10 protein-coding genes are annotated in these 17,091 nt (G+C 35.3%); 9 read left to right on the forward strand and 1 reads right to left on the reverse strand.

Annotated features, from left to right (window positions below; genetic code table 11):
* Positions 1–159: 159 nt before the first annotated feature.
* Both melA and CFK40_RS03670 read left to right on the forward strand, forming a co-directional pair.
* The gene (gene melA, locus CFK40_RS03665) at positions 160–1,461 is read left to right on the forward strand and encodes an alpha-glucosidase/alpha-galactosidase (protein ID WP_089530737.1); all 1,302 of its coding nucleotides are present in this window, start codon (positions 160–162) and stop codon (positions 1,459–1,461) included.
* Positions 1,462–1,514: 53 nt separating this feature from the next.
* Complete coding sequence (locus CFK40_RS03670; RefSeq protein WP_089530738.1) at positions 1,515–2,426, forward strand: ROK family protein; 912 nt, start codon at positions 1,515–1,517, stop codon at positions 2,424–2,426.
* Positions 2,427–2,525: 99 nt separating this feature from the next.
* Here CFK40_RS03670 and CFK40_RS03675 read toward each other — a convergent pair whose 3' ends face one another.
* Positions 2,526–5,612 (reverse strand): beta-galactosidase, encoded by a 3,087-nt coding sequence (locus CFK40_RS03675; protein ID WP_089530739.1) that lies wholly within the window; start codon positions 5,610–5,612, stop codon positions 2,526–2,528.
* Positions 5,613–5,897: 285 nt separating this feature from the next.
* Here CFK40_RS03675 and CFK40_RS03680 point away from each other — a divergent pair, with 285 nt between their 5' ends.
* The 7 genes from CFK40_RS03680 to CFK40_RS03710 all read left to right on the forward strand — a co-directional run bounded on the left by CFK40_RS03680 (position 5,898) and on the right by CFK40_RS03710 (position 17,059).
* Complete coding sequence (locus tag CFK40_RS03680; protein WP_089530740.1) at positions 5,898–6,512, forward strand: YesL family protein; 615 nt, start codon at positions 5,898–5,900, stop codon at positions 6,510–6,512.
* Between the two features lie 362 nt (positions 6,513–6,874).
* On the forward strand, positions 6,875–9,124 hold the full coding sequence (locus tag CFK40_RS03685; RefSeq protein WP_089530741.1) for a helix-turn-helix domain-containing protein: 2,250 nt from the start codon (positions 6,875–6,877) through the stop codon (positions 9,122–9,124).
* 366 nt (positions 9,125–9,490) lie between these two features.
* The gene (locus tag CFK40_RS03690; protein ID WP_089530742.1) at positions 9,491–10,474 is read left to right on the forward strand and encodes an ABC transporter permease; all 984 of its coding nucleotides are present in this window, start codon (positions 9,491–9,493) and stop codon (positions 10,472–10,474) included.
* A gap of 13 nt (positions 10,475–10,487) precedes the next feature.
* The gene (locus tag CFK40_RS03695; protein ID WP_089530743.1) at positions 10,488–11,393 is read left to right on the forward strand and encodes a carbohydrate ABC transporter permease; all 906 of its coding nucleotides are present in this window, start codon (positions 10,488–10,490) and stop codon (positions 11,391–11,393) included.
* Positions 11,394–11,496: 103 nt separating this feature from the next.
* Positions 11,497–13,092, forward strand: a complete 1,596-nt coding sequence (locus CFK40_RS03700; protein WP_319418026.1) for an extracellular solute-binding protein — start codon at positions 11,497–11,499, stop codon at positions 13,090–13,092.
* A 124-nt stretch (positions 13,093–13,216) separates the two neighbouring features.
* Positions 13,217–16,351 (forward strand): alpha-mannosidase, encoded by a 3,135-nt coding sequence (locus tag CFK40_RS03705; RefSeq protein WP_089530744.1) that lies wholly within the window; start codon positions 13,217–13,219, stop codon positions 16,349–16,351.
* A 12-nt stretch (positions 16,352–16,363) separates the two neighbouring features.
* The gene (locus tag CFK40_RS03710) at positions 16,364–17,059 is read left to right on the forward strand and encodes a copper homeostasis protein CutC (RefSeq protein ID WP_089530745.1); all 696 of its coding nucleotides are present in this window, start codon (positions 16,364–16,366) and stop codon (positions 17,057–17,059) included.
* The last annotated feature ends 32 nt before the right edge of the window (positions 17,060–17,091 follow it).

Here is a 17,091-nt window from a genome sequence, read left to right on the forward strand (position 1 = left end):
AAAAGGCGTATATGAATAAACATATAACAACGTATTAAATCAATCTAATAAACAAAGATAGACTAGGAATTTAGACTGTTTATTAATTATATCCTGGTGATCAATGAATTTAATCATCAATCATAGTTATCCTAAAATTTAATACGAGGAGGATTCACCATGTCTAAAATTACCTTTCTTGGGGCAGGGAGTACCGTTTTTGCAAAAAATGTACTTGGAGATTGTATGACTGTTGATTTACTCCAAGAATTTGAATTTGCTTTATTTGACATTGATCACGAAAGATTAAAAGATTCTGAAGCGATGCTGAAAAATTTAAAAGAAAGCCTAGGTTCAACTGTTAAAGTTGTTGTATATACTGATCAAAAAGAAGCTTTAAGAGGAGCAAAATATGTCATTAATGCGATTCAAGTTGGAGGATATGATCCAAGTACGATCATAGACTTTAAGATTCCTAAAAAATATGGTTTACGTCAAACGATTGCAGATACCATCGGAATAGGTGGGATTTTCCGTAGTCTACGAACTATCCCTGTCATGATGGACTTTGCGAGAGATATGGAAGAAGTATGTCCAGATGCTTGGTTTTTAAATTATACAAATCCAATGGCTACATTAACCGGAGCTATGTTGCGTTATACGAATATTAAAACAGTAGGACTATGTCATAGTGTTCAAGTATGTGCGAATGAACTATTGGAATTATTAGATATGCCTACTGATAATGTGCAATGGAAAATTGCTGGAATTAACCATATGGCGTGGTTGCTGGAAATCACCCAAAAAGGAAAAGATTTATATCCAGAAATTAAGAAAAGAGCAATAGTAAAACAAAAAACAAAACATCATGACATGATTCGATTAGAATTAATGCAGCGCTTTGGGTACTATATTACCGAATCTTCCGAGCATAATGCTGAATATCACCCATACTTCATTAAAAGACAGTACCCTGAATTGATTGACCGTTTCAATATTCCATTAGACGAATATCCTAAACGATGTGTAAACCAAATGACAAGCTGGAAAAATATGCGAAATGATTTAGTTCATAATAGGGGGCTTACACATTCACGTACATATGAGTATGGGTCGCATATTATTGAAGCGATAGAGTCAAACATACCATATAAAATTGGCGGGAATGTCCTGAATACAGGTGGCTTGATCAGTAATTTACCCGAAAAGACGTGTGTGGAAGTACCTTGTTTAGTTGATGCAAGTGGTGTAACACCTACTTATATTGGTGACTTACCTGAACAATTAGCAGCATTAAATCGAACTAATATTAATACACAATTACTTACTATCAAAGCAGCGATGACAAGGAAAAAAGAGCATGTGTATCAGGCGGCGATGTTAGATCCGCATACATCAGCTGAATTATCTATAGATGATATTGTTTCCTTGTGTGATGATTTGATTGATGCACATGGAAAATGGTTGCCCAGGTTTGATTAAGCTTGGACTGAGTTATATACATAGTGAAGAATACATTAGGGGGAATAACAATTATGAACTATTCTGTCGGAGTTGATATTGGTGGAACAAAGGTGGCTATTGCAATCGTTAATAAATATGGTGAAATTATTGAGCAAAAGATTATGCCTACTGATTTATCCATTTTACCAGAAACTATGATTTCACAAATAAATGATGAAATAAAAACTATTATGTCAGTATCTGGAATACCAGATACTGACATAATCGGGATTGGGATTGGTGCGCCAGGTCCATTGGATAGTAAAAGGGGTGTGATAACCTGTCCGCCGAACTTACAGACATGGATTGATATTCCTATCCAAGAGCTCGTACAAAAGCATTTTCCTTATCCGGTTAGATTGGAAAACGATGCAAGTGCAGCAACGCTTGCTGAAAAATGGATTGGTGCTGCACAAGAAAATGATAACTTTGTATATATGACTGTTAGCACGGGAGTTGGCTCAGGGATTGTGGCTGATGGAACGCTATTAAGAGGTCTTAAAGGTAACGCTGGCGACATTGGACATACTGTTGTTGACCCATCCTTTGGACAATGTCCGTGTGGTCAATATGGCTGTTTAGAATCGATCGCCTCTGGTACAGCAATTGCTAAAAGGGGTTCTGAGATTATGGGGGAAAATTTATCAACAAAAGAGGTATTCGATCTATATGCAGAAGGAAATAAGAAAATAGCTACCCTTATAGAAAATGTCTTTCGGGTACTTGGTGTAGCATGTGTTACATTGATCAACACATTTGATACAGAAAAAATTGTTATTGGTGGTGGGGTATCAAAAGTTGGAGAGCCGTTGTTTAAATCGATTCAAAGCTATGTATCTCAATATGCACTAAATCCTACGGGACGTGAAACCAAAATAGTCCCTGCTAAATTGGAGCAAAGTGCTGGGGTAGTAGGTGCTGCGGCATTATGTTTCGATATATAGTAAATTTATTCTGGGAATTCATTTAATCAAGCTAATGAGAAAAGGGTTGTCACAAACATGGACAACCCTTTTCCGTTAATTAATATATATAAGTCTTTATTAATTTTCAGCCATTTCAACCTCAACTTCATCGGCACGATAAACACTTGAGATGTTTCCCTTTTTATCCGTTGCAAACATGACCGTTCTTTCAGCCTCAAGTAAGAATGAATAGGTTTTGTTTGTTTCAGAATCCATAATTTTAACAGTTGTATCCTTAGAAAACTCGGATACAAAAATTAACAATGATCCATTTTCATAGGTTAATTTTCTTCCGTAATTACCTGGAACATCTCCTTTTAACCAATCTAGCTGCTTTTGGACACCTGCTTTATGCATAGCATGGTCGTATAAAGCTATTATTGATTCACTTCTGTCATTTAATTCAACTGGTAATGGGCTCCACATAATTTCCCCTTTTCCATAAGGAATTTCTTTTATAGCGGTAGCATTGTGAGCAGATAGTGAAACTTCTCTCATCGTGTCAGCAATTCGTTCTCCGCCATATGAAACAGGGTAGTGCTTGTCATTGATTTCAATCATTTCTTCCCGGACGATATTTTCAATACTAGTTGATCCGATAATGTCAGACATTCGTCCTGTATCATGCCAGTATTCATCTATGTTAATAGGTCCGGTAAACAATAGTGTTATACCCTGTTCTTTTACAACTTCCAAAATGGTAGTAAGTGCTTCGCTGCTAAAATTGTGTGCACTTGGAACTACAACTAGTTTTGGTGGTTCGCTTTTCAATACATTGAGATGGTATTCACTTAATGCGCGGAATGGTGTTTTCATCTCGTAAGCTAATGTCCTTGTTAGATTCATTGTTGCATTTAATGCAAGTCTGCGATTTGAGAAATCATTGGAATAGGGGAACACGACAGCAATTTCCTCCAGTTCCCGGTCTTTGAATAAATTACGTGTTTCTTTTATGAAAGCACCAAAATCATAGGAAACATTTGCTTCAGGCTTTTCGGTTCCATCTGCACGAATTGCACCTATATTTGATTCATTAATATTGTTCATATAGTAATTTGTATTCCATAACCATTGTACAGCCCCAGCACCACCCGTTGAAAATGAATAAGCGTATTTTCTTTCTAAGATATTACGTAATTCTTCTTCACTTCTTTTAGCTTGGCTATTTGGGTTTTCCACGTACATAATTCCAGTTTCCTGAATTAAGTTTGGTTTATTGGGCGATTTTGTAAAAATTCCATCCCAGACTAATTGATCTAATAACCACCATGTATGGTTTGTTGTATAATCAACGACATCACTATAAAATAGTGGCGAGGGGCGTTGACCAGCAAGTGCTTCATCTTGGCCAACTGTAACCAGTTGATTTGGTACTAACCTTTTGATTGCTTCCGAGAGTTCCTTTGCCCAACTATTATGGATGTCCATTGTAAACAATGTATAATCCAACCACTTTAAGCCTTTTTTGCCTGTAATCATATCCTTGACTCCGAAGTTGATATCACTAGCCTCAGGGGGTTCAATTGATTCAAAAGATGGCAATTCTTGATTCGTCATGTTCCATTTTTCCTGAAGTTCACGTATGGATTTATGACGACTTTTCAGCCATTCTCTATACGCTTTTCGCTCAAACTTATCATGAAGTGTACGAGGCCCTCCAAACGTACGTCTCGGATCAAATAAGGATGGTTCATTAATTAAATCCCAATTAATGTTTGTTGTATCTGTATGTCTTGAAACAATTGCTGAAATAAAACGCTTTTGCGCTTCAACACTCCGTGGGTCAAGGTATGGATTTTCTCCATCCCAGGTTTCTGGTGTAAATGAAAAGAAGTTAAATGTTACTTCAAGATCATGTTTTTTAGCACACAAGATGAATGCATCAATAGAACGCAACACATTCTCATCAACATGTCCATCTATAAACATCATATTGCGCCATGCCGTCCAAATCCCTGTACGAATATAATTTATCCCAGCACGTTTCATTTGTGCCATATCTCTATCCCAAACATGTGGATTTGGTAAGAAAAGAAAATAGCGGGCAACATCTGACGTCATATAGGTCATTCCGACTATTGGCATTGGGTGCCCATCTTTTTGGAAATAGTCTCGATCACATGTCATAATGTCACCTGTTTGTAAAAGATTCTTGTCCATCCCCCAAAAACCTTGGTGTAGAATACGTTTTTCACCAGTACTTGACACAGTGTGACAGGTAATCGCATATAATCCAGGCTTGATATCAATTGGGACGATAAAAGACAACGAATCCAATTGTTGGGTAGCATTTACAAATTCTTTTTTTGAAAAGATTTCATTACCATCTTTTGTAATGGTAAATGTCAATTCCCACTCTGTTGTAACATTTTTAAATGACTGTAATTGATAGGTTACTTTTGGGCGCTCACCTTGATCATATGTAGCGTAGTTTGTTTTTAACCACATTTCAGTTACACCATTTTCAACAAACTTTGAGAATTTTTGTAAAGCTTTTGTTCCTTTTTCTGTCCAAAATGCTTTATTAACTTTTTGATTAATAAAGAGCCAACGTCCTCCTGTGAAATCCCCTTTTGTATTTTCGATCATTACACTAGGTGCAGCTACTTCACGGCCATTTTTTGAAACGCCTTTTAGTAATGGATAAATACGTGCGTCCATTGGTCCTGCTGATCCCATTTCAGCCTCAATTGCATTAGATTTAGTAACATGTAATACAAAGTTATGCGTATCTTCAATTGTAAAAAGATCCTTTACATTGGAGAATAAGGGAATATCCTGATTATGCTGTAATGATGTGATTGGTTTGGAATTTACTGGGAGAACTTCATGTATGTTTAACTGTTTATGGTAGGCTGTTTGTTCACGTTCTACTTTCCATCTCCCATTCAACCTATAACAAGGGATACGAAATGGTATCCCACCAATATGAACGATTCCCTTTCCGTCACTAAGATAATTATAAATTGCTTGCCAAGCATTTTTTGGAAAATAAGGCCCATGTAAATTTATAAAGCAATCCATTTCACTATTAATTAAGCTTTCTTCCAAAGAATCTGCATCAACAACGGTCATTTCATTGCCCAAATTCTCAAAAAATGAATGATCTGGTCTGTCACCATCCATTGGAAAACTGGAATCATAGAAAATAACGGTCTTACTCATGACTAATACCTCCGTTTTTTAAAAATATAATATGTATAAATAGTAGATATACTAAACTTAATATCTTTTAAGTATTATAGCAACAAAAACAGATAGAATTTTTATAATAATTAAATATAGTTAATGTAAACGGTTTTACATATATGTCATAAAATGTTCAAATATGACTATTATTGTGATATAATAATAAAAAAGTTAGAAAATTAAGGAAGCAAGAAATCGGCTAAATTCTGCCGGTTTCTTTTAATCTAACCAAGTGTCTTCGTAAGAGAGGAAAGTAACTAAATGACATCTGTAAATGGGATTTTTAAATGGTTTTATGATATAGGAAATTGGTTAGCTAAAGTGATGTATCTCCACTTTCTTTGGATTATTTTCACATTAATAGGGCTGGTTGTATTTGGTATCGCACCAGCAACAACCGCTCTATTCTCAGTCATTCATAAATGGTTTGAAGAAGATTTTGATATTCCAATATTCAAGAATTTCTATTCTGTATATAAAACTCAATTCATAAGATCCAATGGGATAGGAATTATTATGATAGCTTTAGGGTTATTCTTATATTTTGATATAAGGGTATCGAAACAACTGATTCAGTCTTTTTATTTACATATTATTTTATTGGTTATTAGTTTTTTATATTTTATTACAGTACTCTATATTTTCCCTGTATTTGCACGTTATGAGCTCAAGTTTTTCTTCTATTTCAAACAATCCTTTTTAGTAGCACTTGCAAGACCAATAGAATCAATAGCGATGATCATTAGTTTGTTTCTATTATATTATTTATTTAGTTTTTTACCGATCCTTCTAATTTTTATGGGGTCATCAATTATTGCTTATCCTCTTGCATGGTTTGCGTATCGGGCATGTCTTCAAATAGAAGAAAAAAAGTAAACTAAAGTAGTGATTAGTGAGGCCACTGAAAAAGTGGTGGATTTTTCACGTAAGGAAAGTATATTAGTTTTAAGGAAATGCCAGTATAAGAAAAACTTCGCCATTCGCTATTAAGGACAAGGCGAATACCGAGTTTTTCTAAAAAATTTAACTTTTCACCTTAACTTAGCATCTCGAATATACGGAGACTCCTGCGGGAAGCAAGAGATCGGCGAGCCCCCGCAGGACGGCAGTCCGAGGAGGCTCGACACTCGCCCTAAGGTGCGCGCAGTATATTCGAAGATGCGATGGTAGATTCACTTATTTTGTACTATATTTAACTTTTTCAGTAGACTCATGATTAGTTAAAGGGAGATGAGAATTTGATTAAACTTAATAGGGTTAAATCCCGACTATTAATGAAATATATTATCTCCTATTTACTAATTTTTCTTGTCCCTTTTATGATAATGAGTACTATTATCTATTATTATTCTGTTTCAAGCTTACGCGAAGAAATTGAGAAATCAACTATTAATAAATTGCAACAAGTAGAAAGTATAACAAACGAACGCATGAAAGAATTAGAAACACTAGCAGCTAGAATTTCATATGATCCTAGACTAACACCCTACATGATTAGCCAAAACTACTACGGGGGTTTGGCAATCGAAGAATTAAATAAATATGCGGCGAACAGCTCCATTATTGAAGACGTATTTGTGTATTACTATGGTGATGATAGGATATATTCCACTAGTGGTTCATTTTCTATTAAAACTTTACTAGATAAGTATGGATTTAATCAATGGGGAGTAGAAAACTTTGTCCAAGATTTACATACAAAAAACCCATTAATAAAACCTATAAGCGTTAGTAATGAAAAACATAGCGAGATGATATCCTATATATTCCCAATAAAGCCAAAAAACCCGAATCCATACGGAGCGGTTATGTACCTTATAGAAGAGTCAGAGATAACAGGTCTAATTCAAAACATATTTGGTAAATTTAAGGGGAATTCTTATATTCTCTCTGAAGATAATAAAGTAATTGCATCAACCATTAACGATCAGTCGACTAATATAAAGAACTTTAATTCATTGCCCATTAATAATAATGGTATAGATAATGTTGAAATAAACGGTAGGGATTATTCTCTAGCATCTGTTAAATCAGAGCTTAGTGGCTGGACTTTTATAACATTGATGAATACAGATCAATTTTTTGAAGAGCTCGCTGATGCTAAATTATTAATTATGTTAATATTATTTGTCCTTTTACTTATCGGTTTTATTTTGGCTATTTTACTTGGAAGAAAACAATATAAGCCAATACAAAATTTGTTTGAAATAACAAATAAAAATGATAAGTCAAATAGTGGTGTAAACGGTATAAATGAATTAGAGACCATTCACAAAGCGATTACAAATGTATTTAAAAACCATCAGACTTTGAATGAAACTGTGTATAAGCAAAAACCATTTGCTAGGGATCAATTGCTAGTTAGATTATTAAAAGGTGACTTAAAAGATAATGACGAAATAGACTCACTGTTACATTCGTTAACGATTAAAATGGAGGATGGCCACTACTTTGTAGCTATCGTATATTTTGAAAAAGGAACATTCATTGAAGATAATATGGATGAAAGAGAAGAAGTTTTTGAATTATTATCAACTATTTCAGTTGATGATGTTACGCTTTATGGTGTCGATTTGCTTTATAATGACGCGATTGCACTAGTGGTAAGTATGGATCCAGTAACAAATAATGCTGACAAGCAACGTCTTATGCTTATATCACAAATCCAACACTATATTCAAGCTGCTGCCTCAATTGATCCTACTATCGGGGTTGGAAGATTATATAATGAAAAAAACATGATCAATCGATCCTATATTGAAGCACTTGCAGCAACCGAATATAAATTTATATACCCAAAAGGTAGCATTATTTATTTTGAGGCTATTTCCTCGCAACCAGCACAGGAACTGGGTTATCCGAAAGATGAACAAATAAAACTTGTACAGAGTTTAAAACAAGGGGATCAGATTGTTGCTACAGAGACATTAAGTAATATATTTGTAACTCTTAAAACTAAAGATTTAACCATTCAAGTGCTAAAGTGTATCTGTTTCGATATTATTAATTCAATTGTAAAAGCGGCTTCCGAATTAGGGTTGACTCAACAAATTCATAATTTTAATGGAATTGTTGACTTTAGCTCGGTTGAACATTTACACAAACAGCTCGACACTGTAGTTATATCTATATGTGAAAAGGTTGATGCGAAAAAAGAGAGCCATAATGATAAATTACGAAATGATATATTAGATTACATTAAGTTGAACTATAAATTATACGACCTATCCTTAGAAAAGATAGCAATGGAGTTTCAATTATCTATTTCGTATCTTAGTAGATTTATAAAAGAACAAACTGGTGGAACGTTTACACAATATGTGCAAGATTTTCGAATGGAAGAAGTAAAAAAACAATTAAAAGAAACGGATTTACCAGTAAAAAAGATTGTGACACAAGTAGGCTATAAGGATGTTGCAAATTTTACAAGAAAATTCAAGGGGATAGTTGGTGTAACACCTGGACAGTACCGTAAATTAAATAAGTAACAGTAAACGATTAGAATACCTTGTATCTTACAAGGTATTCTTTTTGCAGCAAAAGTTTCCACATTCGCTATTAAAATCAATGTAAATAGGAGTATCTCTAAACAGAAAATTTACTTCCATTAATTATGAGCATACCACAAAAATTATTACTCTAGACGCCGTTATACAGCAGTTTGTAATCATTTATGTAAAGAAATACATAGGAAAATAAAATTGACATACTAAGGCATTAACAATCCATTAATATGTATGCGTTTCCATCTTAATGATTCTAGTTGAAACAATTTTAGCAAAATTAACATATTGATTATATTTTTTGAAAAAGATACGATGTAAGCAGTTTCATAGAAGGGGGAAGGTTATAACATGAGCACTAGTACTGCAACAGTTTTACAACAAGAAGAAGAAAAGCCGAAGTCCAATGTGCCTAAAGAAAAGAAAAAAAAACCTAAAAAGAATAGAAAAATTCTAGAAAATTGGCAGTTATATCTATTTGTACTTCCAGCCCTTTTGTATTTTGTTATCTTCCATTATATCCCTATGTATGGTTTACAAATTGCATTTAAAGATTTTATTCCCGCACTAGGAATATGGGGAAGTGAATGGGTAGGATTTGAACATTTTGCGAGATTTTTTGACTCTTATTATTTTTGGAATTTGTTAAAGAATACACTATCCATTAATGTCTATGAATTAGTTGTTGGTTTTCCATTACCAATTATTTTAGCGCTATTATTAAACGAGGTAAAAGATGGTATCTATAAAAAGAGCGTTCAAACCGTAACGTATGCTCCCCATTTTATTTCGGTTGTTGTAATGGCTGGTATGATCATTGCGTTTCTATCACCAGCAACAGGTATAGTTAACCACTTTATTGAATTGCTTGGTTTTGAACCGATTCGGTTTTTGGCTGATCCCGATTGGTTTAAATCTGTATTCGTGCTTTCAGGTGTATGGCAGAATACAGGTTGGGGAACAATCATTTACCTTGCTGCTCTTGCCGGTGTTGATATGCAACAACATGAAGCCGCCATTGTAGATGGAGCATCAAGGCTGCAACGAATATTATACATAAATATTCCCGCACTTGTACCAACAATGGTTATCTTATTAATATTAAACATTGGTAATTTTCTTGCGGTTGGTTTTGAGAAAATATTACTTTTACAAAATCCACTTAACCTTGAGTCTTCAAACGTTATTGCAACATTTGTCTATACGGCTGGTTTACTAGAAGCTCAATACAGCTTTGCCGCTGCTGTAGGTTTATTTAATGCAATTATTAATGCTATTTTACTTGTAGTTGTAAATCAAATTGCTAAAAAAACAAGTGAAACAAGTCTATGGTAAGGGAGAAGTTTATATGGGAGCAGTTATAAAAGAAACTAAGGCTGACAAAATTTTCAATATATTTAATATTTCATTTCTTTTTATTGCATTAGTAGTAGTACTTTACCCATTGATATATATTGTTAGTGCATCTGTAAGTGATCCATCGCAAGTGAATTCTGGAGAAATGTGGCTTTTACCTAAAGGATTTACTTTAGAAGGTTACAAACTAATTTTTGAAAATGACCAAATTTGGCGAGGTTATCTTAATACTATTTTTTATACCGTACTTGGTACTTTAATTAATTTAGCAGTTACTCTTCCAGCTGCCTACGCATTGGCACGAAAAGATTTTGTTGGTAGAGGGTTTCTTACGGGTCTTTTCGTACTAACCATGTTTTTCAGTGGTGGGTTAATCCCAACATATTTACTAGTTAAAGATTTGGGCTTAATTGACACAGTTTGGGCGATGGTTTTGCCTAATGCTGCTGCAGTATGGAATATTATTATTTGCCGTATATTCTTCCAGGTTACAATACCTACAGAATTGGAAGAATCAGCTCGGATGGATGGGTGTTCCAATTTTAAGATGTTTATGAAAATTGTATTACCATTGTCTGCACCAATCATCGCTGTAATGGCCCTGTTTTATGGTGTTGGTCACTGGAACGGGTATTTTAACGCATTGATCTACTTATCTGACAAAAATCTGTATCCGCTTCAATTAGTTTTAAGAGAAATACTTGTAATGCAGGAAATGTCATCATCGGCCACAAACATATCAGAAAGTATGGCCACAGCATTGCATAGTAAGGAACAATTAGCTGCAATAATCAAGTATGGGGTTATGATTGTCTCTACATTACCTATAATCATTGTGTATCCATTCTTACAACGCTATTTTGTTAAGGGTGTTATGATCGGCTCACTTAAAGGTTAGTCTTTTTTAACAGAATAAAAGATTACTATTAAAGGGGGGATGCCTTTAAATATGAGGTAAGCTAAATCTTTTTATTATAATAATTTGAAAGGGGATGTATTAGTTGAAAAAATCACTGCGCATTATGTTGGTTGCACTTTTTGCATTATTACTTCTAGCTGCTTGCTCAGAGGAAGCAGCGGAAAAAAGTGATGAGGAAGCGGTACCCGTAAACGATGAAGGGTTCCCAATTGTCGATGAAGAGATAAAATTATCACTGATAGCACCGGGTACTGGTATGGCGGAATGGAAAGATATGCCTACATTACAAAAGTACTCAGAAATGACCAATATCAACTTTGACTATAAGACACCTCCAATGAGCGACTTTAAAACGAAGTTAAATTTAGCGTTTGCTAGTGGGGATATAGAGGACATTATCTATGCAGCTGGAACTTCTAATTTGACACCTGCTATGGAAGTGGATTATGGAAAACAGGGGGTGTTGTTACCTTTAGAAGACCTTATAGCTGAACACGCTCCAAATATTCAAAAAATGTTCGAGGAAAACCCAGCTATTAAAAAATCCGTTACTACAGTTGATGGTCATATTTATTCATTACCGAGGGTGTCTAAAGGAGATACAGCTATTTGGTATAGAGGACCAATGTGGTATAACGGAACATGGTTAGAGGCTTTGGATGTTAAGGAACTACCTAAGACTACTGAAGAATTTTACGAACTATTAAAACGATTTAAAACAGAAGATCCTAACGGTAACGGAAAGGCAGATGAAATTCCATTAACCGATGTGAAAATGGATAGTACTCGTCCATGGTTGTTAGGTGCTTTTGGCCTGAAAGAATGGGGTATTGAGGAAGTTGATGGAAATGTAAGGTATACCCCAATCCAACCTGAGTATAAAGAATATTTAAAGTATATGAATAAACTTTATGAAGAGGAACTATTAGATCAAGAAGTATTTGCTCAATCAGATGAGCAGAAAAAGGCAAAAGGAAAAGCGAACAGAGTTGGAGTATTCCCAGATTACTTCTCATTCTTTACACTGGGTGAAACTCCAGAAAAGGCTCTTAATGACCCAATGTTTTTTCCATTGACTAGTTCTGTTTCAGATGAACCACTAGTCCCACGTAGTACGGGAATCAATAGAGGTAATTTTTCAATCACAAAAAACAATCCAAACCCTGCAGCATCAATACGTTGGGTTGACTACTTTTATTCACAAGAAGGCTATGAGTTCCTAAACCGTGGTCCTGAAGGACATCTCTGGTCATGGGTCGACGAAGAAGGTGGAGCTAAAAAAGAAAATCCTTTACCAGATGGTTTTGAAAGCCTAGAAGATTATCGTGGAACTCTTACGCCTGACTATGGAATTAATACACCTGCTTTAACCGGTCCAATAGAAGGAATGGAAAAGAGTGAATTTGATAAGTTTATTTCATCTGAAACCAGCGATAAGATAGAACCATATGCGGAAGTCCCTTATCCACTCGTTTATTTAAAGGGAGAAGAACAGGAAGAGGTTTCTAGAATTCAGGCTGACTTGGAGACGTATGTTCGACAAATGGAAGCTAAGTTTATAACTGGTGTTGAACCTCTATCAAATTGGGATAAATATGTCCAAACAATTAAAGATATGAATGTCGAGAGTTTAGTGAAAATTCATCAAGAGGCATATGATCGTTGGGAAAATAATTAATTAAATCATTTAGTAAATCTTTCGTATTTAATGTGTAACAGATGGCTCGTATGACCCTTTAGATAAAGGCTTTCATACGGGCCCTCTAATTATAAACTGATTCAAAGATAAAGGTGGCTTGCATATGTTTTTGACAGAAGAAAAAGCAAAATCACGTATTAATGAGATATCGATGTACCGGTACCGAAATCCAATTAAATTGTCTGAATGGAAATTTGTTGTTGATGAAGCAGGGGAGGTTGGTAGCTACCCACCGGATGATAGTTCTTCCATTATAAAAATAGGAGAACGGTGGCAAGGGCGAGATTTATATGCATGGTTATCAACAGAGGTTAAAATTCCGAACAACTGGTCTAGCAAAAAAATTGTCGGTTTGTTTGACTTTGGTAGAACTGGGGGAGGAAATAACTCAGGATTTGAGTCCCTTTTATTTTTAAATGGAGAACCTTATCAAGGTGTAGATTCTAATCACCAAGAAGTTTTTATTTCTGAGGAGAATGCTGGGGAAAGTCTAATGTTTGATTTTAGGTTATGGTCAGGCCTTGAAGGAGGGGGTCAGCCTGTTGAACAGGAGTATAAATTTCAGCGTGCAGAAATTGTTTGGCTAGATGAGCAAGTTGATAACTTCTACTTTGATGCAAAAGCTGTTCTTGAAACCGTACTAGTATTAAATGATAATCAGCCGGAACGACATAAGTTGTTGAACGCGCTTAATCAATCTATCAATCTAATTAATTGGTTGACACCTGGTTCAAATGAATTCTATGAATCTGTATATGACGCACAATCTTATTTGGAAGAACAATTAAATGAAATGGAAAAAAACCACGCCGTTACATTTCACTGTGTAGGTCACACACATATCGATGTCGCCTGGCTGTGGCGTCTAAAACATACAAGAGAAAAATCAGCACGATCTTTTTCAACGGTATTGCGTTTAATGGAACAATATCCTGAATATATTTTCATGCAAGGTCAACCGCAGTTGTATGAATATATTAAACATGATTATCCAGAAATCTATGAAAAAATGAAGGAACGTATAACAGATGGTCGATGGGAAACAGATGGAGGAATGTGGCTTGAGGCTGATTGTAACATACCAGCTGGAGAATCGCTTGTTCGCCAATTGCTGTTAGGATCGAATTTCCTTCGCGATGAATTCAATACAGAATGTGAATACCTGTGGCTACCAGATGTATTTGGGTACAGTTGGGCATTACCACAGATATTGAAAAAATCAGGAATCAAAACGTTTATGACAACTAAAATAAGCTGGAGTCAGTACAACCGAATGCCACACGATACATTTAAATGGCGTGGTATTGACGGAAGCGAAATATTAACTCACTTTGTTACCACTACAGAGCCATGGCCAGAATCAAGATACTATACGTACAATGGCTTTATTACACCTCAAGTAGTAAAGGAATCATGGGATGCATACAAAGATAAAAATATAAACCAAGATCTTCTGCTTTCCTATGGATATGGGGATGGTGGAGGAGGGGTTAATCGGGAAATGCTTGAAATGCGCCGACGCATTGATAAAATCCCTGGATTACCACATGCGAAACCCTCTACTGCCGGAGATTATTTCAGAAATCTGCATAAAACAGTTGAAGAAACAGATGAATATGTCCATACGTGGGATGGAGAGCTATACCTTGAATTTCACCGCGGGACATATACGAGTCAGGCGTATATGAAACGCATGAACCGAAAGTTAGAATTGCTTTATCGGGAAAGTGAATGGTTAAGCGTATTAAATGGTATCCATCAAAATGAGGTATCAGCTTATCCACAAGCTAAATTGACTGAAGGTTGGAAGACAATATTACGAAATCAATTTCATGACATTATCCCTGGTTCCTCCATAAAAGAAGTATACGAAGATGCTAAAAAAGAGTATGAAGAAGCAGAGAGACTAGGTGAAAATGTATGGAATCAAACATCCAAATTACTATTACAGGTAACAAAAGAAAATGTATGGACTGTATTTAATTCAGCACCTTGGAAAAGAAATGACTTGATTTTAATCTCTAACTCAAAACATCTAGGTGAAGGAGAATGGAGAAGTATTGAGGGTAATAAACTCGTTGCACAGAAAACCGAAAAAGGTTGGTACGTCCAAATGGAGAACATTCCGGCAATGGGATACACAAAGCTTGAGTTTCACCCGGAATCGAGTCGTAGCGAGAATACTCAGAATGAATTATTTAAATTAACAAATTCCAGTATCAAGACACCATATTATGCTATTGAATGGAATGATAAAGGGCATCTAACAAGTATTTATGATCTGGAAAATAAACGAGAAGTGTTAGCTGAAAATGCGTCTGGAAACGTTTTGCAAGTTTTTGAAGACAAACCACTTATGTTTGATGCTTGGGATATCGATATTTTTTATCAACAAAAAATGGAAGAAGTTGCTTCACTACAATCGGTTCAATTCTTGGAAAAAGGTGATACTCAAGCTTCCGTCCGCTTTGTTTGGAAATACGGTAGCTCGGTTATCCAACAAGATATGATTTTATATACAACTAGCAGGAGAATTGATTTTAAAACACATGCAGACTGGCGGGAAAAACAGCGTCTGTTAAAGGCCGCTTTTTCAGTTGAAATTCGTTCTACTGAAGCTACCTATGATATTCAATTTGGTAATGTGAAACGCCCAACTCACTGGAATACAAGCTGGGATTATGCGCGCTTTGAAAGTGTAGGGCATCAGTGGGCTGATTTATCCGAAGGTGGCTATGGGGTTAGTCTTCTTAATGATTGTAAGTATGGATATGATGTCAAGGATAATGTAATAAGGCTTTCCTTATTAAAAGCACCTGTTCACCCAGATCCAGACGCTGATCAAGGTCATCATGATTTTACGTATTCATTACTTCCTCATGAAGGTAGTTGGAAGGAAGGTAATACTGTCAAAGAAGCATGGTATTTAAATAACCCACTTACTTGTAATGAAGGAAGTAATAATGTTCAAGAATTATCTATGCTAGCTTGTTCGGAACCTAATATCATGGTTGATGCAGTAAAAAAGGCTGAGTATAGTGACAAAATTGTTCTAAGAGTCCATGAGTTTGAAGGTATTCGTACTCAAGCAGAAATGCGAAGTGATTTTACTATTGTGTCATGGCAGGAATGCAATTTAATGGAAAACCCTGTGCTCGATAAAGTAAATGATTCTAGCATTAACTTCCAATTAAAACCATATGAGATTAAAACTTTTCTTGTTGAATTCTCCAAATAAGGAGGCTTTAAATTGAACTTTGAAGTAATTGCAACAAGTGTATATGACGCACAGGTTGCTGCAGAAAATGGGGCAAACCGAATTGAACTAGTGAAGGACATCGATGAAGGTGGTTTGACCCCGTGTTATGCGTTAATTAAAGAGGTTGTTCAGGCTGTGAATATTCCAGTTAATGTTATGATCCGCCCGCATAGTTATACCTTTTGTTATAGCGAAAGAGATCTACTTATTATGACTGATAACATTAGGATTGTTCGAGAACTAGGTGCTACCGGAATTGTGTTAGGTACCTTAAATCATAATCATACAATTGATGAAACTGCTTTACAAAATCTTTTAGCGGCAGCGGGTAAATTGGATGTAACCTTCCATAGGGCATTTGATGAAGTCATTGATCAGGAAGCTGCTCTAACTACCTTATTCGAATTTCCACAGGTTAATAGGGTACTAACCTCCGGTGGGAAAAAAAGTGTTATCCAGGCTACAAATCAAATTAAAAAACTTAGACGACTTACTGATAATAACCCATGCAATATTATAGCCGGAAGTGGCTTAAGTATTGACAATGTTAAAGAATTTATAGAGGAAACGGGAATCAAAGAAATCCACTTTGGTTCGGGAGTTCGGATAGGTGGCAACGCTTTAAAGCCAATTGATCCAGAAAAGGTACGTGCAATTGTAAAAGTTATCGAGGCTTTGGAAACATAAACCTATTATAGATTAAATATTTTTTTTGGAGG

Origin of the sequence: Virgibacillus necropolis, from assembly GCF_002224365.1 — a bacterium.
GTDB lineage: Bacteria > Bacillota > Bacilli > Bacillales > Amphibacillaceae > Virgibacillus_F > Virgibacillus_F necropolis.

Excerpts from the sequence above, each read along its gene's own strand:
- CFK40_RS03695 (WP_089530743.1), top strand. The coding sequence starts at position 10,488 with ATGGGAGCAGTTATAAAAGAAACTAAGGCTGACAAAATTTTCAATATA.
- melA (WP_089530737.1), top strand. The coding sequence starts at position 160 with ATGTCTAAAATTACCTTTCTTGGGGCAGGGAGTACCGTTTTTGCAAAA.
- CFK40_RS03705 (WP_089530744.1), top strand. The coding sequence starts at position 13,217 with ATGTTTTTGACAGAAGAAAAAGCAAAATCACGTATTAATGAGATATCG.
- CFK40_RS03675 (WP_089530739.1), bottom strand. The coding sequence starts at position 5,612 with ATGAGTAAGACCGTTATTTTCTATGATTCCAGTTTTCCAATGGATGGT.
- CFK40_RS03690 (WP_089530742.1), top strand. The coding sequence starts at position 9,491 with ATGAGCACTAGTACTGCAACAGTTTTACAACAAGAAGAAGAAAAGCCG.
- CFK40_RS03670 (WP_089530738.1), top strand. The coding sequence starts at position 1,515 with ATGAACTATTCTGTCGGAGTTGATATTGGTGGAACAAAGGTGGCTATT.
- CFK40_RS03680 (WP_089530740.1), top strand. The coding sequence starts at position 5,898 with ATGACATCTGTAAATGGGATTTTTAAATGGTTTTATGATATAGGAAAT.